This window comes from Achromobacter sp. JD-1 (genome assembly GCF_038594925.1).
In the GTDB taxonomy this organism is placed as follows: domain Bacteria; phylum Pseudomonadota; class Gammaproteobacteria; order Burkholderiales; family Burkholderiaceae_B; genus Achromobacter; species Achromobacter spanius_C.
In genome coordinates, this window is sequence record NZ_JBCGCS010000032.1 from 26,560 (window position 1) to 49,083 (window position 22,524).

General features: G+C 64.0%; 17 protein-coding genes. 1 reads left to right on the forward strand and 16 read right to left on the reverse strand.

Annotation, left to right across the window (positions count from 1 at the left end; all coding sequences use genetic code 11):
• Positions 1 to 12: 12 nt before the first annotated feature.
• Positions 13 to 2,748, reverse strand: coding sequence for a preprotein translocase subunit SecA (gene secA, locus WBR68_RS29210; protein ID WP_050449966.1), 2,736 nt, complete (start codon positions 2,746 to 2,748; stop codon positions 13 to 15).
• A 175-nt stretch (positions 2,749 to 2,923) separates the two neighbouring features.
• Positions 2,924 to 3,910, reverse strand: coding sequence for a M23 family metallopeptidase (locus WBR68_RS29215; protein ID WP_050449980.1), 987 nt, complete (start codon positions 3,908 to 3,910; stop codon positions 2,924 to 2,926).
• A 127-nt stretch (positions 3,911 to 4,037) separates the two neighbouring features.
• Here WBR68_RS29215 and WBR68_RS29220 point away from each other — a divergent pair, with 127 nt between their 5' ends.
• Positions 4,038 to 4,445, forward strand: coding sequence for a DciA family protein (locus WBR68_RS29220; protein WP_083447561.1), 408 nt, complete (start codon positions 4,038 to 4,040; stop codon positions 4,443 to 4,445).
• 199 nt (positions 4,446 to 4,644) lie between these two features.
• On the opposite strand, the gene lpxC is transcribed toward WBR68_RS29220, so the two are convergent.
• The 14 genes from lpxC to rsmH form a co-directional block, all read right to left on the reverse strand.
• The gene (gene lpxC / locus WBR68_RS29225; protein WP_050449964.1) at positions 4,645 to 5,568 is read right to left on the reverse strand and encodes a UDP-3-O-acyl-N-acetylglucosamine deacetylase; all 924 of its coding nucleotides are present in this window, start codon (positions 5,566 to 5,568) and stop codon (positions 4,645 to 4,647) included.
• A gap of 236 nt (positions 5,569 to 5,804) precedes the next feature.
• A complete protein-coding gene (gene ftsZ / locus WBR68_RS29230) occupies positions 5,805 to 6,989 on the reverse strand; it encodes a cell division protein FtsZ (RefSeq protein WP_050449963.1) in 1,185 nt (394 codons plus the stop codon).
• Between the two features lie 192 nt (positions 6,990 to 7,181).
• Positions 7,182 to 8,408: a cell division protein FtsA gene (gene ftsA, locus WBR68_RS29235; RefSeq protein WP_006217473.1), complete on the reverse strand. Its 1,227-nt coding sequence runs from the start codon at positions 8,406 to 8,408 to the stop codon at positions 7,182 to 7,184.
• A 4-nt stretch (positions 8,409 to 8,412) separates the two neighbouring features.
• Entirely contained in the window at positions 8,413 to 9,237 is an 825-nt protein-coding gene (locus WBR68_RS29240) for a cell division protein FtsQ/DivIB (protein ID WP_050449962.1), read from the reverse strand.
• 12 nt (positions 9,238 to 9,249) lie between these two features.
• Positions 9,250 to 10,200: a D-alanine--D-alanine ligase gene (locus WBR68_RS29245; protein ID WP_230695985.1), complete on the reverse strand. Its 951-nt coding sequence runs from the start codon at positions 10,198 to 10,200 to the stop codon at positions 9,250 to 9,252.
• Positions 10,197 to 11,603, reverse strand: coding sequence for a UDP-N-acetylmuramate--L-alanine ligase (gene murC, locus WBR68_RS29250; protein ID WP_230695986.1), 1,407 nt, complete (start codon positions 11,601 to 11,603; stop codon positions 10,197 to 10,199). Before murC ends, WBR68_RS29245 begins: the two co-directional genes overlap by 4 nt.
• On the reverse strand, positions 11,600 to 12,676 hold the full coding sequence (murG, locus tag WBR68_RS29255) for an undecaprenyldiphospho-muramoylpentapeptide beta-N-acetylglucosaminyltransferase (RefSeq protein ID WP_230695987.1): 1,077 nt from the start codon (positions 12,674 to 12,676) through the stop codon (positions 11,600 to 11,602). Before murG ends, murC begins: the two co-directional genes overlap by 4 nt.
• Entirely contained in the window at positions 12,673 to 13,866 is a 1,194-nt protein-coding gene (gene ftsW / locus WBR68_RS29260) for a putative lipid II flippase FtsW (protein WP_050449958.1), read from the reverse strand. The genes murG and ftsW overlap by 4 nt, the downstream gene beginning before the upstream one ends.
• Positions 13,863 to 15,395, reverse strand: coding sequence for a UDP-N-acetylmuramoyl-L-alanine--D-glutamate ligase (gene murD / locus WBR68_RS29265; RefSeq protein WP_230695988.1), 1,533 nt, complete (start codon positions 15,393 to 15,395; stop codon positions 13,863 to 13,865). The genes ftsW and murD overlap by 4 nt, the downstream gene beginning before the upstream one ends.
• The gene (gene mraY, locus WBR68_RS29270; RefSeq protein ID WP_050450183.1) at positions 15,392 to 16,561 is read right to left on the reverse strand and encodes a phospho-N-acetylmuramoyl-pentapeptide-transferase; all 1,170 of its coding nucleotides are present in this window, start codon (positions 16,559 to 16,561) and stop codon (positions 15,392 to 15,394) included. The genes murD and mraY overlap by 4 nt, the downstream gene beginning before the upstream one ends.
• Positions 16,551 to 19,409: a bifunctional UDP-N-acetylmuramoyl-L-alanyl-D-glutamate--2,6-diaminopimelate ligase MurE/UDP-N-acetylmuramoyl-tripeptide--D-alanyl-D-alanine ligase MurF gene (murF, locus tag WBR68_RS29275; protein ID WP_230695989.1), complete on the reverse strand. Its 2,859-nt coding sequence runs from the start codon at positions 19,407 to 19,409 to the stop codon at positions 16,551 to 16,553. Before murF ends, mraY begins: the two co-directional genes overlap by 11 nt.
• Positions 19,406 to 21,136, reverse strand: a complete 1,731-nt coding sequence (locus WBR68_RS29280) for a peptidoglycan D,D-transpeptidase FtsI family protein (RefSeq protein ID WP_050450185.1) — start codon at positions 21,134 to 21,136, stop codon at positions 19,406 to 19,408. The genes murF and WBR68_RS29280 overlap by 4 nt, the downstream gene beginning before the upstream one ends.
• Positions 21,133 to 21,423: a cell division protein FtsL gene (gene ftsL, locus WBR68_RS29285; RefSeq protein ID WP_050450186.1), complete on the reverse strand. Its 291-nt coding sequence runs from the start codon at positions 21,421 to 21,423 to the stop codon at positions 21,133 to 21,135. The genes WBR68_RS29280 and ftsL overlap by 4 nt, the downstream gene beginning before the upstream one ends.
• Positions 21,423 to 22,520 (reverse strand): 16S rRNA (cytosine(1402)-N(4))-methyltransferase RsmH, encoded by a 1,098-nt coding sequence (gene rsmH, locus WBR68_RS29290; protein WP_050450187.1) that lies wholly within the window; start codon positions 22,518 to 22,520, stop codon positions 21,423 to 21,425. The genes ftsL and rsmH overlap by 1 nt, the downstream gene beginning before the upstream one ends.
• Between the last annotated feature and the right edge of the window lie 4 nt (positions 22,521 to 22,524).

Below are 22,524 nucleotides of genomic sequence, written 5' to 3' on the forward strand. Positions count from 1 at the left end.
GTTATCCCCTGATCAGACCAGCTTGCCGTGGCACTGCTTGTACTTCTTGCCGCTGCCGCACGGGCACGGGTCGTTGCGTCCGACCTTGGGCATGGCGTTGCGCACGGGCTGCGCCCCCTCTTCCGATTCCGTCTTGGCCAGCGCTTCGTCGTAATCGGAGTGGTGGTATTGCACGTTTTGCACATGCGACTGGGCGGCTTCGGCTTCGGCCTGTTCGACCTGCTCGGACGACTGCACACGCACCGTCATCAACACACGCACCACGTCGTCGCGAATGCGATCCAGCATGCCCGAGAACAGTTCGAAGGCTTCGCGCTTGTATTCCTGCTTGGGATTCTTCTGCGCATAACCGCGCAAATGGATGCCCTGGCGCAAGTAATCCAGCGACGACAGGTGTTCGCGCCAATGCGTGTCGATCGACTGCAGCATGATCGAACGCTCAAACTGCGACCACGATTCCGCACCCACCTGGTCAACCTTGGCCTGGTAGGCATCACGAGCAGCCGCCACCACGCGCTCACGCAGATCTTCGTCGGTCAAGGTGGTTTCCTTGTCCAACATTTCGGTCAGCGGCAGGTGCAGATTCCAATCCGCTTCCAGCGCCCGTTGCAGGCCCGGCACGTCCCACTGCTCTTCCACTGATTCCGGGGGCACGTAGGTGTTGAACAGCTCGACCACGGCGGCATCGCGCAAGTTGCTCACCGTGGCGCCCACGCTCGCGGCTTCCAGCACATCATTACGCTGCGAATACAGCACCTTGCGCTGGTCGTTGGCGACGTCGTCGTACTCCAGCAATTGCTTGCGGATGTCGAAGTTGCGGCCTTCCACCTTGCGTTGCGCGGTTTCGATCGAGCGCGTCACCATGCCCGCCTCGATCGGCTCGCCCTCGGGCAGCTTCAGGCGTTCCATGATGGCGCGCACGCGGTCGCCCGCGAAGATGCGCATCAGCGAGTCTTCCAGCGACAGGTAGAAACGGGACGAACCCGGATCACCCTGACGGCCGGCACGACCGCGCAGCTGGTTGTCGATACGGCGTGATTCGTGGCGCTCGGTGCCGATGATGCGCAGGCCGCCCGCGGCCTTGACCTGCTCGTTCAGCGGCTTCCATTCCGCGCGGATCTTCTCGATGCGCGCATTCTTTTCGGCTTCCGACAGCGACTCATCGGCGCGGATCAGGTCAACCTGCTTGTCCACGCTGCCGCCCAGCACGATGTCGGTACCGCGGCCCGCCATGTTGGTGGCAATGGTGATATGACCCGGCTTGCCGGCTTCGGCCACGATCTCGGCTTCGCGGGCGTGCTGCTTGGCGTTCAGCACTTCGTGCGGCAGCTTGGCCTTTTTCAACAGGCCCGACAGCAGCTCGGAGTTTTCAATGCTGGTCGTACCCACCAGCACGGGCTGGCCACGCTCGTGGCAGTCGCGGATGTCTTCGAGGATCGCGTTGTATTTTTCCGGATCGGTCTTGAAGACCTGATCGTTCTGGTCCTTGCGGATCATCGGCTTGTTGGTCGGGATGATGACCGTTTCAAGCCCGTAGATTTCCTGAAATTCGTACGCTTCCGTATCGGCCGTACCGGTCATGCCGGACAGCTTCTCGTACATGCGGAAGTAGTTCTGGAACGTGATGGATGCCAGCGTCTGGTTTTCGTGCTGGATCTTCACGCCTTCCTTGGCTTCGACGGCTTGGTGCAAGCCGTCAGACCAACGGCGGCCCACCATCAGGCGGCCCGTGAATTCGTCAACGATCACCACCTCGCCGTCCTGGACCACATATTGCTGGTCACGGAAGAACAGGTTGTTGGCGCGCAGGGCCACCATCAGGTGGTGCATCAGCGCAATGTGGCGCGGGTCGTACAGCGATTCGCCTTCCGGCAGGATGCCCAGACGGGCCAGGATGGCTTCGGCGTTCTCGTGCCCGGCTTCCGACAAATGGACCTGCTGGCTCTTTTCGTCGACCCAGTAATCGCCTTCGGGTTCCGGCTCCTGCGGCTTGGGCTCGCTGGTCATGCGCGTCAGCAGCGGCGGCACCGCGTTCATGCGGATGTAGAGCTCGGTGTGATCTTCGGCCTGGCCGGAAATGATCAGCGGGGTACGGGCTTCGTCGATCAGGATCGAGTCCACTTCGTCGACGATGGCGTAGAACAGCACGCGCTGGCGGCGGTCCTCAACACGGTATTCCATGTTGTCGCGCAGGTAGTCGAAGCCGAACTCGTTATTGGTGCCGTAAGTGATGTCGGCGGCGTAGGCGGCCTTCTTCTCTTCGTTGGGCTGCTGCGGCACCACCACGCCCGTGGTCATGCCCAGGAAGTGGTACAGGCGCCCCATCCATTCCGCGTCACGGCGGGCCAGATAGTCGTTCACCGTGACAACGTGCACGCCCTTGCCGGCGCAAGCATTCAGGTAAACCGGCAACGTCGCCATCAACGTCTTGCCTTCCCCCGTGCGCATTTCGGCAATCTTGCCGTTGTGCAGCGCGATGCCGCCCAACAACTGAGAGTCGAAGTGTCGCATCCCGAATACCCGCTTGCCCGCTTCGCGCACCACGGCGAAGGCTTCCGGCAGCAGGTCGTCCAGCGATGTGCCCTGCGCGTATCGAGATCGGAATTCGTCAGTCTTGGCCGCCAGCTCCGCGTCGGAAAGCGCGGAAATCTTGGGCTCCAGCCCATTGATCTGGGTTACCAGCTTGCGATACTGCTTAAGCAGCCGGTCGTTGCGGCTACCTATGAGTTTTTTGAGCAGAGAAACCATGCGTATGTCGGCCGCACGAGCCACGCCGCGCCTGCAAAAGGCAAGGGCAGCGCCTCCCGTGACTTTGATTTATTGGTTGAGCGGGGGTCCGCTGGGAAACGAACCAGTTTAACGCACCTGGCGCGTAATAGCCTGGACCTATTGCCAGAGTACTTATGTTGTGCGGTTTGACCGGTCAGCGCACCACAGGTTCAGTCCCTGCGGCTTGCGCCAAGGCAGGCGGCGCGTTCTGTGGAGTTCCCAGGAACAATCGAGGGTCGAGCGGCTGTCCGGCAAGGCGGACTTCAAAGTGCAGATGCGGCCCGGTTGAGCGGCCCGAACTGCCCACGCGGGCCACTTGCTGGCCGCGCTCCACAAGCTCGCCCTGCTTCACCATCAAGGACGAAGCGTGGGCGTAACGAGTGATCAAACCATCGCCATGGTCGATCTCGACCATGTTGCCAAACCCCGGCAGGTACTTGGCCTCGAGGACGACGCCACCGGAGGCGGCCAGGATCGGAGTGCCCGACGGAGCCGCGAAATCCAGCCCTTCGTGCATGGCGGTGCGCCCCGTGACCGGGTTGCGGCGCCAGCCGTAGGACGAACTCAGGTAGGGGTAATCGGTGATCGGCATGGCGGTCGGCATGCGCGCCTGGTCCGCGGATCGCTTGGTCAGGGCCGCGTCCAGCAGCCTCAGGTTGTCCGACTGCTGCGCCAGGCGCGCCTGGATTTCGTCCAGTTGCCGACCCAGCGCCTCGGCCGAGGCCGCGCTGGGCGGCGGGTGGTCGGTAAACAGGTCGTCCATGACGTGGGTGGCTTCAGGTTGCGTCAGCGCCTCTGGCTGCGCCGCGGCCAGTTGCTTGGCCAATTCGGGGTCCGTGTACGCCACGCCCGCCACCTTGGCCACGCGCTGGCCCAGGCCGTCGATGCTGACCAGCTTGGCCTGTAGCGCGCCGACCTTGGCGGCCAGCAAGTTCATGTTTCCCCGCAGGAAATCTGTGTCGCGTCCGGGCTGCTGCGCCAATGGCCAACCCACGGCGTGTACCGACGGCAGGATCGGAGTAAGGTATCGCTGAATGGCGGCGCCAAAGATGGCTGCCGTCATCAGGGCGGCCCCAAGCAACAACGCCAGCCGCGCACCGCCCAGGGTGAAATGCCCGTCCCGCCCGTCCTGGGCGTGCATAATCACGATCTTCAAGATTGCTTCCTAATTCTATAGAGCCGGGATGAATAGACCCACTTCATACCGTCAACGTTCCAGTTCCAGCCGGCGGAAGGAAAATACCGCCCTGGGATGGCTGGGTCATGACATGCGGGGCGCCGGTGTGTTGGCGACCGCCCGCAAGCACTTGCAAATTCAGTATGCGGTGGCGGCGGTTCTGCCCGCCCCGCTAGGTGCTGTGTGCCAGGTCGGCAAGCTGGAAAACCAGTGCCTGCATCTGGTGGTGCCCAGCGCCGCGCATGCAGCCAAGATGCGTCAGTTGGCGCCGCGCGTGGCGCGTGCCCTGGCCGATCAAGGCTGGAACCTTAACGAAATTGCCGTCAAGGTACAAGCGGGTTTACCGAAGCCCGGCGCCCGTCAGGCGCGCCCTCCCAAAGAGGCGCAACCCCTGGGCGACACCGCGCTGGGCGCATTCGAGACGCTGCACGAAAAACTACGTCCAGGCCCATTGGCCGACGCGGTGGCCAAGCTTTTGAGGCATCACAAGAGTAGCTGAAGCCATCCGGCTTTGTCCGGCGCCCGGGGCGCATCGAAACGAAGCGAAACCAAGTTCTTGCCGGACTACGACAATGGTTTGCAACCGGATGGCGGCTTTTGCGCTAGAGGATGACCGCTAGCGCCATCCCTTCAGCAGGATCGCGGAAAAAAGAATCGGGGCCACGCCCCGCTATCCGCGTTCAGATGGGAAGCTGGCGTTAAGCCAGCTTCCATTCATGGCGGAAGGCCTGCGGCGCTTCTGCCTGCGATTCATAGGTAACCATTTCCCAGGCGTCTTGCTGAGCAAGCAGCGCGCGAGCCAATTGGTTGTTCAGGCCGTGGCCCGACTTGCACGCCACATAGCGCGCCACCAACGGTTTACCCAGCAGATACAGGTCGCCGATGGCGTCCAGGATCTTGTGCTTCACGAATTCGTCGTCATAGCGCAGCCCGTCGCTGTTCAGCACCCGGTATTCGTCCATGACGATGGCGTTGTCCAGGCTGCCGCCGCGCGCCAGGCCCATCGAGCGCAGCGCTTCCACTTCATTCACGAACCCGAAGGTGCGCGCGCGGGCGATTTCGCGCACATACGAGTGCGTGGCGAAATCGATCTCGGCAAAATTGGCGGTGGAATCAATGGCGGGGTGGCGGAAGTCAATCGAGAAGGCCAGCGCGTAGCCTTCATGCGGCTCCAGCCGGGCCCATTTCTCGTTGCGGCCTTCGCCTTCGCGCACTTCCACGGTTTTCTTCACGCGGATGAATTGCTTGGGCGCGTTCTGCTCAACGATGCCCGCCGAGCGCAACAGATAAACAAAGGTTGCCGCACTGCCGTCCATGATGGGGACTTCTTCGGCAGTGAGGTCGATATGCAGGTTGTCGATACCCAGGCCGGCCAATGCCGACATCAGGTGCTCTACCGTGGAAACGCGGACGTTGCCCTGTTGCAGGACCGACGCCATGCGCGTATCGCCCACGCCCGTGGCCTGAGCAGGCAGGTCCACGACTTCAGGCAGGTCCACGCGGTGGAAAACAATGCCCGTATTGGGCTGTGCCGGACGCAGAGTGAGTTCTACCCGCCGTCCTGAGTGGACGCCGACGCCTGTCGTGCGGACTAGATTCTGAATGCTGCGCTGTCGGAACATGGTGCTTGGGTATTAGAGCCAGGAAGCCGGCAAGAAGAGTACAGATTGCCGGCGTAACTGACGTATTGTAACGCTGTCCGATCCCTGGCGCCATCAAGCAACCCGGATCGACCGATACTTCCGTCCCTTAAAACCGTGCAAGGGAAACACGGACCGCTCCGCCTCCGACTCGCCCGCGGGGACAAGCGAGCCGGAGATGAGGGAGTGCGATTAGAGCCTGTGATCGGCTCTTTCGTTCAATCTGCCTGCTTGCGCAAGAACGCCGGGATGTCGAAATGATCCATTCCCGAGCTTTCCAGAGCACGCACTTGAGCCGACGCCTGGCTGCGCGGATTGCGCATGACCGACGGCATGTCCAGATTGCGGTAATCGCCGCCTTGACCGGCCGGCATCGTGCCCATGGGCATGTTGTCGGTACCGGTGCGCAGCACCTCAGCGGTGTTTTGCACCAATTGCGGACGCGACTGCGCACGGCCCAGGCCGGTTGCAACCACGGTCACGCGCAGGTTTTCACCCATGGACTCGTCGTAGGCGGTACCGAAGATCACGGTTGCGTCGTCCGAAGCGTAGCTGCGGATCGTTTCCATGATTTCGCGCGTTTCGCGCATCTTCAGCGTGCGGCTGGCGGTGATGTTGACCAGCACGCCACGCGCGCCGTTCAAGTCCACGCCTTCCAGCAGCGGGCAAGCAATGGCGTGCTCGGCGGCGACACGTGCGCGGTCCGCGCCCGATGCCGATGCCGTGCCCATCATGGCCTGGCCCTGCTCGCCCATGATCGTCTTGACGTCTTCGAAGTCGACGTTGACGTTACCTTCGACGTTGATGATTTCGGCGATACCCGCGCAAGCGTTGTGCAGGATGTCGTCGGCCGAACGGAAGCAGTCTTCCTGCGTCGCGTCCTCGTCCATCAGTTCATAGAGGTTCTCGTTGAGCACCACGATGAGCGAATGCACGTGCTTGGCCAGTTCGGCAATGCCGTCCTCGGCCATCTTCAGGCGCTTGTTGCCTTCAAACGTGAAAGGCTTGGTGACCACGCCAACGGTCAGGATGCCCAGTTCCTTCGCCACTTCGGCCACGACCGGGCCCGCGCCGGTGCCGGTGCCACCGCCCATACCGGCGGTGATGAAGACCATGTGAGCGCCGTTCAGCGCAGCACGGATCTCCTCGCGCGCGGTTTCAGCCGACGCACGTCCTTGCTCGGGCTTGGCGCCCGCACCCAGGCCGGTACGGCCCAGACGAATTTGCACCGGGGCATTGGTTGCCGCCAGTGCTTGCGCATCGGTGTTGGCGCAGATGAAATCCACGCCGTGCACGCCGCTGCGAATCATGTGCGCGACGGCATTGCCGCCCGCACCGCCCACACCAACGACCTTGATTACGGTCCCTTTGGTGTTGTTCTCAAGCATCTCAAAGTTCATCATGATGACTCCCTCACAAGTCCGATTTTGCAAATCACAAAAATTCCCCAACAACCTATATTTTGTGAATCGCCTCAAAGCCGATGCCGACTGCTATGGCCCGCCACGGGTTTGAGACGCCTCCCCGTTCTGGACCGCTCCGCCATACCGCCGCGGCGCGTTCCAAGGAGCAGGCCCCAACCTGCCCCTTCCTCTTTAATTCATGAACCATTCCTTCATGCGCGCAAGCAGGCTCTTGAAATTACCTGTCTGAGCGGCAACCTTGCGGCCGCGCACCCGCTGCATCCGTGCTTCCTGCAATAAGCCCATCACCGTCGAAAAGCGCGGGTTACGCATCACGTCGGCCAAGCTTCCTTCGTATTCGGGCACCGCCACGCGTACCGGCTTGAGGAATACGTCCTCGGCCAGTTCGATCATGCCGGGCAACTGCGCGGAACCGCCCGTCAGCACCACACCCGACGCCAGCAGGTCTTCGTAGCCGGAATCGCGCACCACCTGCTGCACCAGCGTGAACAGTTCTTCGACACGCGGCTCGATCACGGCGCCCAGCGCCTGGCGCTTGACCTGGCGCGGACCACGGTCGCCCAGGCCCGGCACTTCCACGGATTCGTCCGGGCTGGCCAGCACCTGTTTGGCCACGCCGTAGCGCAGCTTGATTTCTTCGGCGTCCGGCGTCGGCGTGCGCAGCATGGCCGCGATGTCGTTGGTGATCTGGTCGCCGGCAATCGGCAGCACCGCCGTATGACGAATGGCGCCGCCGGTGAAGATGGCGACGTCGGTCGTGCCGCCGCCGATGTCCACCAGCACCACGCCCAGTTCCTTTTCATCGGCCGTCAGCACGGCCAGGCTGGAGGCCAGTGGCTGCAGGATCAGGTCTTGCACTTCCAGGCCGCAGCGGCGTACGCACTTGACGATGTTCTGCGCGGCGCTGACCGCGCCCGTCACGATGTGCACGCGCACTTCCAGGCGCAGGCCGCTCATGCCGATGGGCTCGCGGATGTCTTCCTGGCCGTCGACGATGAACTCCTGCGTCAGCACGTGCAGCACTTGCTGGTCGGTCGGGATATTGACCGCCTTGGCGGTCTCGATGACGCGGGCAACGTCGGTGGCGGTGACTTCTTTGTCCTTCACAGCGACCATGCCGCTGGAATTGAAGCTGCGGATATGGCTGCCGGCAATGCCGGTGTAGACGTCGCGAATCTTGCAATCTGCCATCAGCTCGGCTTCTTCAAGCGCGCGCTGAATGGAATTCACAGTGGTCTCGATATTGACGACCACGCCCTTGCGCATGCCGCGCGATTCATGCTGGCCCAGGCCTAGCACTTCGAATCGCCCTTCGGGCAAAATTTCAGCCACCACAGCCACCACCTTGCTGGTGCCGATATCGAGGGCGACGATAAGGTCCTTGATGTCACGGGTCATGGCGTTAGCGTTTCTTGGGAGGTTTCGGTGTGGATTTGGATTTGGTTTCCGACGCGGGCAACGGAGCCAGCGCCAGGGCGAAACCATTCGGATAGCGCAGGTCGGCCTGCGTGATGGTGCGCCCTTCCAGGCGCCCCGCTACGCTGGGCCACGCCTGCACAAAGCGTTGAATGCGTGCAGCGAACGGCAAAGCGCCGGGCAGGCCGTGCGGGTCCGGCGCATCGGCGCCCGGATCGCGGCCCAGGTCCAGCAGCATGCCGTTGGACAACACCACGCGCCAGGCATATCGCGGACTCAACTCCAACTGTTTGACATGCATGTCCAGCGGCGCAAACCACCGCGCCAATTCGGCGTAGCGCTGCACCACCAGCGACTCCGTGCCCTCGGGCCCGGAGAACTGCGGCAATACGGTTTCGTCGTCCACCTCGCCCGTGTTCGCCGTGAACGCCTCGCCCCAGGTGTTGATCATCTGGTTCTCGTTCCATAGCGCCAGGGGCTGCTGTTCCTCGATCCGAACACGCAGCACATTGGGCCAGATGCGGCGCACCGTGGCATGGCGTACCCAGGGCACCGATTCGAAAATCTCGCGCGCGTCGTCCAGGTCCACCGTAAAGAAGTTGCCCTTGAAGCGGCCCGCGATGGCCGAGCGCACCGCCTGCGGCGACACGTAGTGCAATTCGGTGTCCGGCATCGACTCCAGTTCGATGGCCGTCAGCGTGAAAAACGGGCGCTGCGCTACCCACACCACGCCCGCAATGAGCATGGCGCAAACCGCCAGCACGGCTAGCGTGTTGGCGATCAGGTTGGTAGTGCGAGCGTCGTTCCACACGGATTATCCAGGTCAAGCGTTACGCGAGGCGCTGTGCACTTTGCACGAGGCTTCGGACAAAATCGCCACGCACAGATCGGCATAGCTGATCCCCACGGCCTTCGCGGCCATCGGCACCAACGAATGGCTGGTCATGCCAGGCGAGGTATTCATTTCAAGCAGCCACGGCCGGTTGTTGCGGTCGAGGATGAAGTCGGCGCGGCCCCAGCCTTCGCAGCCCAGCGCCACATAGGCCTTGACGGCAATATCAGCCACTTCTTCGGCAACGCCGTCCGGTAGCGTTGCGGGGCAGAAATACTGGGTGTCGTCCGAGAAATACTTGTGTTCGTAGTCGTAGTTGCCGCCGGGCGCGGCGATCTCGATCACCGGCAGCGCACGCGCCCCCTTGCCCGAGCCCAGCACCGCCACGGTCAGTTCGCGGCCGGTGATGAACTGCTCGGCCAGCACCACGCTGTCAAAGCGCGCGGCCGCGGCATAGGCTTCCTTCATGTCGGAATAACCCACAACCTTGGTGATGCCGACGGTCGAGCCTTCATGCGGCGGCTTGATGATCAGCGGCAGGCTCAGGCGGTCGGGCACCAGGCGCAGTTCCGTGTCGGCGTCCAGCACCTCGAATTCAGGCGTGGGCAGACCGTTTTGCAGCCACACGCGCTTGGTCATGGTTTTGTCCATGGCCAGGGCGGACGCCATCGGGCCGCTGCCGGTGTAAGGAATGCCCAACAGTTCCAGCGCGCCCTGGATCGTGCCGTCTTCACCGTAGCGGCCATGCAGCGCGATGAAGACGCGGTCGAAACCTTCGGCAGCCAGTTCGGCCAGGCTGCGTTCACCCGTGTCGAACAGGTGCGCGTCCACGCCTGCGCTGGCCAGCGCCTGCTGCACGCCCTTGCCGGACATCAGCGACACCTCGCGCTCGGCGGAACGACCGCCGTACAACACACCCACTTTGCCAAATTGCGCGCTCATGCCAGCTCTCCTACTTGGGCGGGGACCTTGCTGATCGAACCCGCTCCCATCACGATGACGACATCGCCGTTGCGCACGAAGTCGACCACGGCCTGCGGCAGTTCAGCCACGTCCTCGACGAACACCGGCTCAACCTTGCCCGCCACCCGCAGCGCGCGCGACAGCGCACGGCCATCGGCGGCCACCAGCGGCGGCTCGCCCGCGGCGTAGACCTCGGTCAGCAACACGGCGTCGGCGGTGCCCAGGACTCGCACAAAATCTTCAAAACAATCGCGCGTCCGCGTGTAACGGTGCGGCTGGAAAGCCAACACAATTCGGCGGTCAGGCCAGGCGCCGCGCGCGGCGGCCAGCGTGGCGGCCATTTCAACCGGGTGATGGCCGTAATCGTCGACCACCGTGAAGGTGCCGCCGCCATGACTGGCCGGTACCGGAAATTCGCCCGTCTGCGTGAAACGGCGGCCCACGCCCTTGAAAGCGGCCAGCGAATCACGGATGGCGTCGTCCGATACACCCAGCTCGGTGGCAACGGCAATCGCGGCCAGCGCGTTGCGCACGTTGTGCAGGCCGGGCAGGTTCAATTCCACTTGCAGGGGCGGCAGCAGCGTGTCGAGGTGCGTGCGCTGCACGTTGAAGCGCATGCGCGTGCCCGACGGCTGCACTTCATAGGCGCGCACCTGCGCGTCTTCGTTCAGGCCGTAGGTGGTGATCGGACGCGACACGAACGGCATGATCTCGCGCACGTTCGCGTCATCCGAGCACAGCACCGCGCTGCCATAGAACGGCAGGCGCTGCGTGAATTCGATGAAAGCGCTTTTCAGGCGGGCCACGTCGTGCCCGTAGGTATCCATGTGATCGGCATCGATGTTGGTCACGATGGCCATCACCGGCAACAGGTTCAGGAACGACGCATCGGACTCGTCGGCCTCGACCACGATGTAGTCGCCCTGACCCAGGCGTGCATTGGCGCCGGCCGAGTTCAAGCGTCCGCCGATCACGAAAGTGGGGTCCAGATCGCCAGCGGCAAGCACGCTGGCCACCAGGCTGGTGGTCGTGGTCTTGCCGTGCGTGCCGGCTACCGCGATGCCACGCTTCAAGCGCATCAGCTCCGCCAGCATGACGGCGCGCGGCACCACGGGGATACGCGCGGCCCGCGCGGCGATCACTTCGGGGTTGTCGCCCGCCACCGCGGTGGACGTGACGATGGCGGCCGCGCCCGTGACGTTGCTGGCCACGTGGCCGATTGCGATCTTTGCACCCAGACCGGCCAGACGGCGCGTCACCGCCGACTCGTTCAGGTCGGACCCGCTGATCGTGTAGCCCAGGTTGAGCAGCACTTCGGCAATGCCGCTCATGCCAGAGCCGCCGATGCCTACGAAATGGATATGTTGAATTCTGTGTTTCATGATGAACGCCCCGCTGCTTGTTCGCAGACATCGGCGATATGGACCGCGGCTTCCGGCTGCGCGTGCGCGCGGGCCCGGACGGCGACGGCCTCGAGTTCTTGTCGGGTACGCTGGGCCAGCCAGTCCGCCAGCCACTCGGGCGTCACGGCGGACTGCGGCTGCAGCCAAGCGGCCTCTGCGTCGCTCAAAAAGCGCGCGTTGGCGGTCTGATGGTCATCAATGGCATGCGGCAGGGGCACGAACAGCGCGGCGACGCCCGCTGCGGCCACTTCGGACACCGTCATGGCGCCCGCGCGGCAGATCAGCAGGTCGGCATCGCCCAAGGCGCCCGCCATGTCATCGATGAACGCGCGGCAATCGGCCTGCACGCCCGTCTGGGCGTAGGCCTGTTGCAGCGCGGGTAGATGCTGTTCGCCAGCCTGATGGACGACCATCGGGCGGCGATCTTGCGGCAGGCGGCCCAGCGCCTGCGGAACCACCGTATTCAGCGCCTGCGCGCCCAGGCTGCCACCGACGACAAGCAGGCGTAGCGGGCCGGAACGGCTGGCATAACGAACCGCCGGATCGGGCAGCGCGCACAGGTCGGCACGCACCGGATTACCCAGGGCTTCGCCCTTGGGCAGCACGCCCGGAAAGCCGCTGAGCACACGACGCGACATCTTGGCCAGGCACTTGTTCGCGGTGCCGGCCACGGCATTCTGCTCGTGCACTACCAGCGGCGTGCCGCGCAGGGCTGCGATCACGCCCCCGGGAAAGGCCACGTAGCCGCCCATACCCAGCACCACGTCAGGCCGCACATCCGCCAACCGCGACCAAGCTTGTGCGAACGCGCGCAGCAGCAGAAACGGCAGCTTCAGCAGCGCGGACATTCCCTTGCCGCGCACGCCTTGGAAGCGCAGCGGCACCAGTTCTATACCGCGCGGCGGCACAAGCTTGCCTTCCATCTTGTCCGGGTTGCCGAGCCACAGCACGCGCCAGCCGCGCTCGCGCAGCACGTCAGCCACGGCCAGGCCCGGCATGATGTGTCCGCCGGTACCCCCGGCCATGATCAGAATGGTGCGGGCCGCGGTCATACTCGCCCCCCACGCATCATTACGCGGTTTTCCACATCTACCCGGATCAGCATGGCCAGCGCGCACAGGTTCATCACCACGCCCGATCCGCCATAGCTCATCAGCGGCAGGGTCAGGCCCTTCGTCGGCAACAGGCCCAGGCACACGCCCATGTTGATGAACGACTGCACGCCAAACCACATGGCCACGCCATGCGCCACCAGGCCCGCAAACGTGCGTTCCATGGCGATGGCCTGCCGGCCGATATCAAAGCCGCGATAGATGATGATGGCAAACAGCGTGATCACCAGCATGACGCCGGCAAAACCCAGTTCTTCACCCACCACCGCCATCAGGAAGTCGGTGTGCGCTTCGGGCAGGTAATGCAGTTTCTCGACGCTGGCGCCCAGGCCCACGCCCAGCCATTCGCCACGACCCAGCGCAATCAGTGAATGCGACAACTGATAGGCGCTGCCGTAGGCGTTGTCTTCGTTCCAGGGGTCCAGGTACGCGAACAAACGCGCACGACGCCAGGGCGACAGCCAGATCAGCGTGAGGAAGGTGCCGACCAGCACGCCCAGCAGGCTGCTGAAGTACTTGCCGTTGATGCCACCCAGGAACAGGATGCCGATGGCGATGGCGACAATCACCATGAAGGCGCCCAGGTCGGGTTCCAACAGCAGCAGCATGCCCACACCGGCCAGCGCGAATGCCATGGGCAGAAAGCCGCGGGCAAACGCCTGCATGTGTTCCTGCTTGCGCACGGTGTAATCGGCGGCGTACAGCAAGGCCGCCAGCTTCATCAATTCGGAAGGTTGGAAGTTCAGCGGGCCCAGCGGAATCCAGCGATGGGCGCCATTGACTTCGCGGCCGATGCCAGGAATCAAGACCGCCACCAGCAAGACAATGGCCAACATGAACAGCGGCACCGCCATGCGCTGCCAGACGCGGATGGGAATGGCCAGCACCACCGCGCCCGCCAGCAGGCCGGCGCTGACGAACAGGCCATGGCGGATCACGAAGTAATAGCGCCCATAGGAGGCGTAGCGCGGGCCATCGGCCAGCGCAATCGACGCCGAATACACCATCAGCAAGCCCAGCAGCAACAGCGTCGACGCCGCGATGACCAGCGGCAGATCGAAGTTGCGCATCTTGGTACGGCCGGGCCGTACGGCATTGACGCTGGCGGTGAGGTCGGCGATCAGGCTCATGCCACCTCTCCCCGGTCGCGGGCCAGGTCTTCGACCTCTTCCACGAACACTTGGCCACGATGCGGATAGTTGCGGAACATGTCCAGGCTGGCGCAGGCCGGCGACAGCAGCACGGCGTCGCCCGGTTGCGCCAGTTCGGCCGCGCCGCGCACGGCGGCATGCAGCGAATCAACGGCGATGCAGTTGACACCGGTAGGCGCCAGCACGCGCGCAATCTCGGGCGCGTCCACGCCAATCAGCATGACGGCGCGCGCATGGCGCGACACCACGGGAATCAACGGCGAGAAATCCTGGCCCTTGCCCTGTCCGCCCGCGATCAGCACCACGGGCTGGCCCAGACCTTCCAGGGCGGCAACGGTGGCCCCCACATTGGTGCCCTTGCTGTCATTGATGTAGTCGACACCGCCAATCTGGCGCACAAACGCCGCGCGGTGCGGCTCGCCGGCGTATTCGCGCAGCGTGCGCAACATGGCGCCCCAACCCAGGTCCAGGCAACGGGCCAACTGCAAGGCGGCCAAGGCGTTCAGGGCGTTATGGATGCCACGGATGCGCAGCGCGTCCACCGGCATCAGGCGGCTCATGCGACCGTTGGCGCGCACCGGCTCGGGTGCATCTTTCTTGCGGCGCGTGGGCGGTGCGGGCTCATCGAAATCGATGGGTTCGCAGGCCACCAGCCAAGCAACGCCCTGGCCCAATTCCAGCCCCATGTCACCAACCAGCTCGGGCATATCGCGGCCGAAGCTGCGCACATTCAAGGCGTTCACGCTCTTGACCATGGCAACAGTAAGCGGGTCGTCGCGGTTGACGATGGCAATGCGCGCCATCGTCAAGATGCGCGCCTTGGCCGCCGCGTAGGCGTCCATGCCGCCATGCCAGTCCAGATGGTCTTGGGTCACGTTCAGCACGATGGCCGCGTCAGCCATCAACGAGCGTGTCGTTTCCAGTTGGAAGCTGGACAACTCCAGCACCCACACTTGCGGCAGCGCATCGTTGTCCAACGCGTCCATCAGCGCCGTCAACGCGGCCGGGCTGATGTTGCCGGCCGCCACGACCGACAGGCCGCTGGCGTCGATGAGGTCACGCGTCAACGCGGTAACGGTCGTCTTGCCGTTGGTGCCCGTCACCGTCAGCAGACGCGGACGGTATTCGCGCGTTTCGGCCAGATCAGCCAACGCGCGGGCAAACAATTCGATCTCGCCCACCACTTCAATGCCGCGGGCCTCGGCCTCGCGCAGCAAGTCGGCGGCCGGCGCTTGCGTGGGCGCCAGGCCCGGGCTAAGCACCACTTGCGTCACGCCATCCAGCAGGGCCGCGTCGAACGACGCATCGCAGCCCAGACGGTATTCCACGTCGCTTTGCGCCAGCGCGTCGCGCAGCGCGGCCAGCCCGCCCGGTTCGGCGCGTGTGTCGGCCACGCGCAAGCGGGCGCCCAGGCGGGCGCACCAGCGTGCGGCGGCGACACCCGTCTCGCCCAATCCGAGGATCAGGACGAGCGGCGCGTCAGCGCGGGAGGTTTCCATCGTATTCATCGCAACTTCAGGGTTGAGAGGCCAATCAGCACCAGCATCATGCTGATGATCCAGAAACGCACGACCACCTGGGTTTCCTTCCAGCCGCCCACTTCAAAGTGATGATGCAGCGGGGCCATGCGGAATATGCGTCTACCTGTTCCATAACGTCGCTTCGTGTACTTGAACCAGGTCACCTGGATCATCACTGACAGCGTCTCCACCACGAACACGCCACCCATGATGAACAGCACGATTTCCTGGCGCACGATGACGGCGATGGTGCCCAGCGCGCCACCCAGCGCAAGCGCGCCCACGTCGCCCATGAACACCTGAGCCGGATACGCGTTGAACCATAAAAACGCGAGTCCCGCGCCCCCTATCGCTGCGCACAGCACCATGAGTTCGGACGCGCCGGGAATATACGGAAACAACAAGTACTTCGAATAGTCCACGCGGCCGACCACGTAGGCGAAGATGCCCAAGGCGCTGCCCACCATCACGGTGGGCATGATGGCCAGGCCGTCCAGGCCGTCGGTCAGGTTCACGGCATTGCTGGTGCCGACAATCACGGCCCACGTCAGCGCCACGAATCCCAGCACGCCCAGCGGATAGCTCACTGACTTGAAGAACGGCACGATCAGGTCGGCGCGCGTCGGCAGCGGCATCGAGAAGCCACTCCCCACCCAGGCCTTGAACAAGGGCCAAAGATCGGTGTTGGCGGGTGCCGAGACGGCAAACGCCAGGTACACCGCGGCGATCATGCCGATGGTGGCTTGCCAGAAGAATTTCTGCCGTGCGGGCATGCCTTCGGGATCGCGATAGACCACCTTGCGGTAATCGTCCATCCAGCCGATCCAGCCGAAGCCGAACGTCACCAGCAGCACCACCCACACGAAGCGGTTGGTCCAGTCGGCCCACAGCAAGGTGCTGATGGCGATGGAAATAAGGATCAGCACGCCGCCCATCGTGGGGGTGCCGGTCTTGACCAGATGCGTTTCCGGGCCATAGGCGCGCACGGCCTGGCCGATCTTCATTTCGGTCAACTTGCGAATCACACGCGGGCCGGCTACCAGGCCGATCAGCAACGCGGTCGCGCATGCCAAGACGGCACGCAAGGTGATGTATTCGAACACGCCCAAAGCGCGCACATCATCGGAAAGCAGCCGGGCCAATTCAAGCAGCATGCTGCTCTCCCTGCGTCTTGGCCGCCTGTTCGTCGTTCGTGGAAAAAGCCGTCACTACCCGCTCCATGCGCATAAAGCGCGATCCCTTTATCAATACGCAGGACGGGCGCAAGCCGCGCAAGGCGGCAACCACTTCGTCTACCGATGCGCAGGCGTGCGCGCCAGAACCGTAAGCGGCCGCGGCCGTCCGGCTGGCTTCGCCTAGCGTAATGAGCGCATCAAGCCCTTGCTCGCGCGCATAGTTGCCCACCTCGGCATGCAAGGCGGGGCCGTTGTCCCCGATCTCGCCCATGTCGCCCAACACCAGGACGCGCTTGCCGGCGATCCGCGCCAGCACGTCGATGGCAACGCGAACCGAATCGGGGTTGGCATTGTAGGTGTCGTCGATGAGCAGCGTTCCGTCGCTCATTTGCTTGTGCTGCATGCGTCCCGCAACGGGGGCGAAGCCAGCCAGGGCGCGCACGGCGCTGTCCAGCGGCACGCCCGCGGCGATGGCGCTGGCGATGGCGGCCAGCGCATTACGCAGGTTATGCAGGCCCGGCACCGGCAGCACCAGGTCGGCCACCCCCACCGGCGTTACCACGCGGCAGCGCGTCGAGCCAACATCCGCCAGAATCTGCTCGGCATACACGTCCAGTCCGGGCTGCAAGCCAAAGCGCAGCACACGGCGTGGCTCGGCCAGCGCATCCCAGATTTCCGAATACGGCTCGTCGCCCGGGTACACGGCAACGCCGTCGTCAGGCAGCGCCGCGATGGCCGAGCCATTCTCGTGCGCCACCGCTTCAACGGTGTGCATGAATTCCTGATGCTCGCGTTGCGCGTTGGTCACCAGTGCGACCGTAGGTGCCGCCATGGCGGCCAACTGGGCGATTTCGCCCGGATGGTTCATGCCCAATTCGAACACCGCGGCACGATGCTCGGGGCGCAGACGCAGCAGCGTCAGCGGCACGCCGATGTCATTGTTCAAATTGCCGGCGGTGGCCAAACGGCCCGACTCGCCCTGCCATTCGGCCAACATGGCCGAGATCATTTCCTTGGTGGTCGTCTTGCCGTTGCTGCCAGTCACCGCCACCACGGGCAACGTGAACTGCGCGCGCCATGCCGCGCCGATACGCATCAACGCAAGTCGGGTATCGCCCAACACCAGTTGCGGCAACTTGGAATCAGGCACTACGTGCGCCACGACCGCCGCGCAGGCGCCACGGCCTTCGGCCTGGTCCAGATAATTGTGCGCGTCGAAGTTTTCTCCGACCAACGCCACGAACAATTCGCCAGAACCAATGCGCCGCGTGTCCGTCGACACGCCCTTGACGTGTGGCAGCAGCAGCGCCAGGCGCGCCCATTCGCGGTCATCAAAGGGCAGCTTTTCGCCCGCGATGTCTTGGTAGGTTTCGTGCCCCTTGCCCGCCAGAAGCACCACGTCTTCGGGCGACGCCGACCAGATGGTCTGCATGATGGCGCGCGCGCGGTCGACCTGGACGTCGGCATGCGCCGCTTCAGGAATGCCGGCAAGGATCTGTTCGACAATCGCTTCGGGTGATTCAGTACGCGGGTTGTCGCTGGACACGACGACGTGGTCAGCCAGTTCGGCGGCGATTCGGCCCATTTCGGGACGCTTGCCCGGGTCGCGTTCACCGCCGCAGCCGAACAGGCAGATCAAGCGGCCCGATCGCGCAACCGCCACCGCGCGCAACGCGGTCAGCGCGCGCGACAGCGCATCCGGCGTGTGTGCGTAATCAACCACGACCAACGTGCCCCGGCCTGCGGAGGCCTGTGTTGATACGGGTACGGTTTCAACGGTTTGCAGGCGGCCGTCAACGGGATCCGTTGCGGCCAGTTCGCGCGCGATCTGTGCAAAGGGCAGGCCCAGCTTGTACAGGACGCCGGCCACCAGCAACAGGTTCGACACGTTGTGCGCGCCCAGAAGGCGCGTCACGATCTGGGCCTCTCCGTGCGGGGACACCAGCGTAAAGATCTGCCCCTGCGATGTCGCCTGAAGATCGCGCGCGCGCATCGCGGCGGGAATATCGGCGGCATCGCTGAGGCTGTAGCCCATTGCATCCATGCCCGAAGGCAAGGATGCAATCAGGCGGCGGCCGGCCTCGTCGTCAGCATTGATGACGGCGGCGGTCAGGCCCGGCCAGTTGAACAGGCGCGCCTTGGCGGCCTCGTAACGTTCCATCGTGCCGTGATAGTCAAGGTGATCGCGGGTCAGGTTCGTGAAGGCGGCCAACGCCACACGCACGCCGTCCAAGCGGCCTTGCTCGATGCCGATTGAAGACGCCTCCATGGCAACGGCCCGAGCGCCGGCGTCGCGCATGGCGGCCAGCGTGCGATGCACGGTCAGCACGTCGGGCGTCGTCAGGTCGCCCCCCAGCGTGCTGCCGTCTGGCAACACGGCGCCCAAGGTGCCGATGGTGCCGCAAGGCTTGTCATTGCGGCTTAGCGCATGCGCAATCCATTGCACCGACGAGGTCTTGCCGTTGGTTCCGGTGACCGCCACCACCGCCAGCGCGGCGGACGGACGGCCGTACCAGGTGTCAGCCAATTCGCCCAGCAGCGTGCGCAAACCATTCACGGGCAGCATGGGCGTATCGGCGCCGGCTTCTGGCACGGCGCCACTGACCGGTGCTTCGAACAACACGGCGCTGGCGCCCAGCGCCAATGCCTTATCTATATAGAGACGTCCGTCGCTGGACAGGCCCGGGCAGGCAACAAACACGTCGCCCGGCTCGATATCGCGCGAGTCCAGCTTGAGATGCGCGGTCAACGACACATGCGCATGCAACCACGCCACGGTTTCAGCAACCGTGGCGACAGGGGGAAAGAGGAAGCCTGTGGCGCTCATCTGCCTGGCTCCTTGATACCAGCAACAATTGTGGATTCGAAAGGCGCGTCCGGCCGCACCCCCATCAACCTCAGGCTTCCCCCGACAATGTGGGAGAACACGGGCGCGGCAATGGCGCCGCCGTAGTAGCCGCCTACCGTCGGCTCATCAATGGACACGGCCACGACGATCTTCGGATCCGACACTGGCGCAAAGCCCACGTAAGAGCTGCGGTAGCGTTGCGTGCTGTACTTGCCATCCACGATCTTGCGAGCGGTGCCGCTCTTGCCGGCAACGCGGTAGCCCTGCACCTGAGCGGCCTTTGTGCCTTCGGGGCCAGCGGCGGCTTCAAGCATGCCGCGCACCAGGGCGGTGGTTTTCGGCGTGTAGATCTTGACGCTGGTGGGATCGCTATCGCGCTTGACCAGGGTCAGCGACACCATGTCGCCGTTGCGGGCGAAAACGGTATAGGCGCGCGCCACCTGCAGCAGCGATACCGACAGGCCATAACCGTAGGCCATCGTCGCCTTTTCGATCAGGCGCCAGCGATCCCACGGACGCAAACGGCCCGGCGCTGCGCCGGGGAATCCCACCTGAGGCGCTTGCCCCAAGCCTAATTCGGTGAAGCGGTCCCACATTTCCCGGGATTCCAGCTTCTCGGAAATCATCGTCATGCCAATATTGCTGGACTTGCGCAGCACGCCCGCCACATCCAGCGTGCCGTTGCGGCTGACGTCGCTGATCGTGCTGCCTTGGTAGCTGAAGCGGCCATTGCCGGTTTCGAACAAGGTAGACGTCGTGATGCGGCCGAGGTCCAAAGCCAGCGCCGCCGTAAACGGCTTCATGATCGAGCCGGGTTCGAAGGTATCGGTAATGGCCTGGTTGCGCAGCTTGGACCCGTGGAAGGTTTCGCGGTTGTTCGGATCAAAGGTCGGCACGCTTGCCAACGCCAGGATTTCGCCCGTATGCACGTCCACGATGACGGCAGTGGCGCCCTTGGCCTGGTGTTTGTCCATGGCGTCCTTCAATTCCTTGAACACCAGGTACTGCAGGCGTGTATCGATAGACAGGCGCAGGTCGCGGCCATCCACCGGCAAGGTCACCGCCTGCACGTCTTCAATCACGCGGCCCAGACGGTCCTTGATGACGCGGCGACTGCCCGGCCGGCCCTGCAATTGTTCGTTGAAGGTCAGTTCGACACCTTCCTGGCCCTGGTCTTCGACGTTGTTGAAGCCGACCACATGAGCCATCACATCGCCATCCGGGTAGTAACGGCGGGTTTCGGGCTGCTGGTGCACGCCTGGCATGTTCAACTGCTTGACCTTGTCAGCCACATCCATCGAGACCTGGCGCTTCAGGTAGACGAAATTCTTGTCTTCGTCCACCAAGCGACGACGCAGATCGGCCACGGGAGTGTCCAGCAGCTTCGCCAGGGCATCCATTTGCGCTGGCGTGCCCTGCTTGGCATCTTCGGGAATGGCCCAGATGGCTCGCGCGGGCACGCTGGACGCCAGCACGGCGCCGTTGCGGTCCAGGATCTTGCCGCGCGTGGCGGCAAGGGTCAATGTACGTTCATAACGGCGTTCGCCCTGCTGCTGCAGAAACTCCGTCGACAAGCCCTGCAGGAACAGGGCGCGCCCCGCCAGCACGGCGAATCCGCCGAACAGCAGAATCAGTACCAGACGCGCGCGCCATGTGGGCAACTGCCCGCGCAACACAGGATTATCGAAGAAGGGAACGCGTTTCATTGCGCGCCTCCGGTCGACGCCGCAGGGGCTTGATTCACATACAGCGTGCGATCCGGAACGATGGAAATCATCTTCAGACCGTCGCGGGCAATAGCATCCACCCGCGCATTGCGAGCGAGTTCCGCGCGTTCCAATTGAAGACGGCGCCAGTTGGTTTCGAGGTCGCGTGCCTGCGCCTGATCGCGTCCCAGCTCAACGAAAAGCAGGCGCGACTGGTATCGGCTGGTGACCAGGGAAATGGCCGACAGCATCAATAACGCCGCAACGATCAGGTTGACACGCCCCATTAGCGCCGCCCCCCTTTGCCGCCGCGGCGAGGCGGCGGAGCCAGATCGCTGCCGGGCAGCGAACCGATTTTCACAAAAGCAAAACCGCCCTCGGGGGGCAGCGGCGTTTCTGTACGCTCGGCAACGCGCAGGACTGCGGATCGGGCCCGCGCATTGGCCGAGACTTCTTCGTCTTCGGCCAGCACGCGTCCCAGCGACCGCAGGACGGGTTGGGGCATTTCGCTTTCGCGCAGGGGCAGGCGTGCATGCGCGGCGGCAGGCCGAGCCGCCGCCACGATGCACTGCTTGACCATGCGGTCTTCAAGCGAATGAAAGCTGATCACCGCCAACCTCCCTCCCGGGGCAAGCAGGTCTAGAGCTGCCGCGAGGGTGCGCGCGAGCTCTTCGAGTTCCCGATTGATGTAAATCCGTAAAGCTTGAAAGGTGCGTGTGGCCGGATGCTGCCCCTTTTCGCGCGTGCGGACGGCGCTGGCGACGCACTCGGCAAGCTCGAGCGTGGTGCACAGCGGCCGTGTTGCGCGGCGAGCAGCAATCGCCTTTGCAACCTGAAAAGCAAACCGTTCTTCGCCATAATCCGCTATGACCTCCCGCATCTCATCCACGCTGGCTTGCGCCAGCCATTCCGCCACCGTGGGACCACGAGTGGTGTCCATCCGCATATCGAGCGGGCCGTCTCTCATGAACGAAAAGCCCCGCTCGGCGTCATCGATCTGAGGCGACGAAACACCCAGATCCAGCATCAGGCCATCGACCTTGTCGATGCCAAGCTGCTGCAATTCTTCCGCCATGGAGGCAAAGCCGCCATGCACTACCGTGACCCGAGGGTCCGCCGCCGCCAGGGCGTTGGCTACCGCGATCGCCTCGGGGTCCTTGTCGAACACCACCAGCCGCGCGGACTTGCCCAGGCGTCCAAGCAGTTCGCGACTGTGCCCGCCGCGGCCAAAAGTGCCGTCGACAAACACGCCGCGTTCCGCCCGCGTAGCCGTATCCGGCTCGGTCTGGGAGTGCGACCGTGCCGCGCCTTTGCCACCAAAATCGGGCAGCAATAGTGCGTCCACCGTCGGCTCCAGCAGAACGGGCCGATGTTCGAATTCCATAAAA

Coding starts and splice junctions, on each gene's coding strand:
- secA (WP_050449966.1), bottom strand. CDS start 2,748: ATGGTTTCTCTGCTCAAAAAACTCATAGGTAGCCGCAACGACCGGCTG.
- WBR68_RS29215 (WP_050449980.1), bottom strand. CDS start 3,910: ATGCACGCCCAGGACGGGCGGGACGGGCATTTCACCCTGGGCGGTGCG.
- WBR68_RS29220 (WP_083447561.1), top strand. CDS start 4,038: ATGCGGGGCGCCGGTGTGTTGGCGACCGCCCGCAAGCACTTGCAAATT.
- lpxC (WP_050449964.1), bottom strand. CDS start 5,568: ATGTTCCGACAGCGCAGCATTCAGAATCTAGTCCGCACGACAGGCGTC.
- ftsZ (WP_050449963.1), bottom strand. CDS start 6,989: ATGATGAACTTTGAGATGCTTGAGAACAACACCAAAGGGACCGTAATC.
- ftsA (WP_006217473.1), bottom strand. CDS start 8,408: ATGACCCGTGACATCAAGGACCTTATCGTCGCCCTCGATATCGGCACC.
- WBR68_RS29245 (WP_230695985.1), bottom strand. CDS start 10,200: ATGAGCGCGCAATTTGGCAAAGTGGGTGTGTTGTACGGCGGTCGTTCC.
- murC (WP_230695986.1), bottom strand. CDS start 11,603: ATGAAACACAGAATTCAACATATCCATTTCGTAGGCATCGGCGGCTCT.
- murG (WP_230695987.1), bottom strand. CDS start 12,676: ATGACCGCGGCCCGCACCATTCTGATCATGGCCGGGGGTACCGGCGGA.
- ftsW (WP_050449958.1), bottom strand. CDS start 13,866: ATGAGCCTGATCGCCGACCTCACCGCCAGCGTCAATGCCGTACGGCCC.
- murD (WP_230695988.1), bottom strand. CDS start 15,395: ATGAATACGATGGAAACCTCCCGCGCTGACGCGCCGCTCGTCCTGATC.
- mraY (WP_050450183.1), bottom strand. CDS start 16,561: ATGCTGCTTGAATTGGCCCGGCTGCTTTCCGATGATGTGCGCGCTTTG.
- murF (WP_230695989.1), bottom strand. CDS start 19,409: ATGAGCGCCACAGGCTTCCTCTTTCCCCCTGTCGCCACGGTTGCTGAA.
- WBR68_RS29280 (WP_050450185.1), bottom strand. CDS start 21,136: ATGAAACGCGTTCCCTTCTTCGATAATCCTGTGTTGCGCGGGCAGTTG.
- ftsL (WP_050450186.1), bottom strand. CDS start 21,423: ATGGGGCGTGTCAACCTGATCGTTGCGGCGTTATTGATGCTGTCGGCC.
- rsmH (WP_050450187.1), bottom strand. CDS start 22,520: ATGGAATTCGAACATCGGCCCGTTCTGCTGGAGCCGACGGTGGACGCA.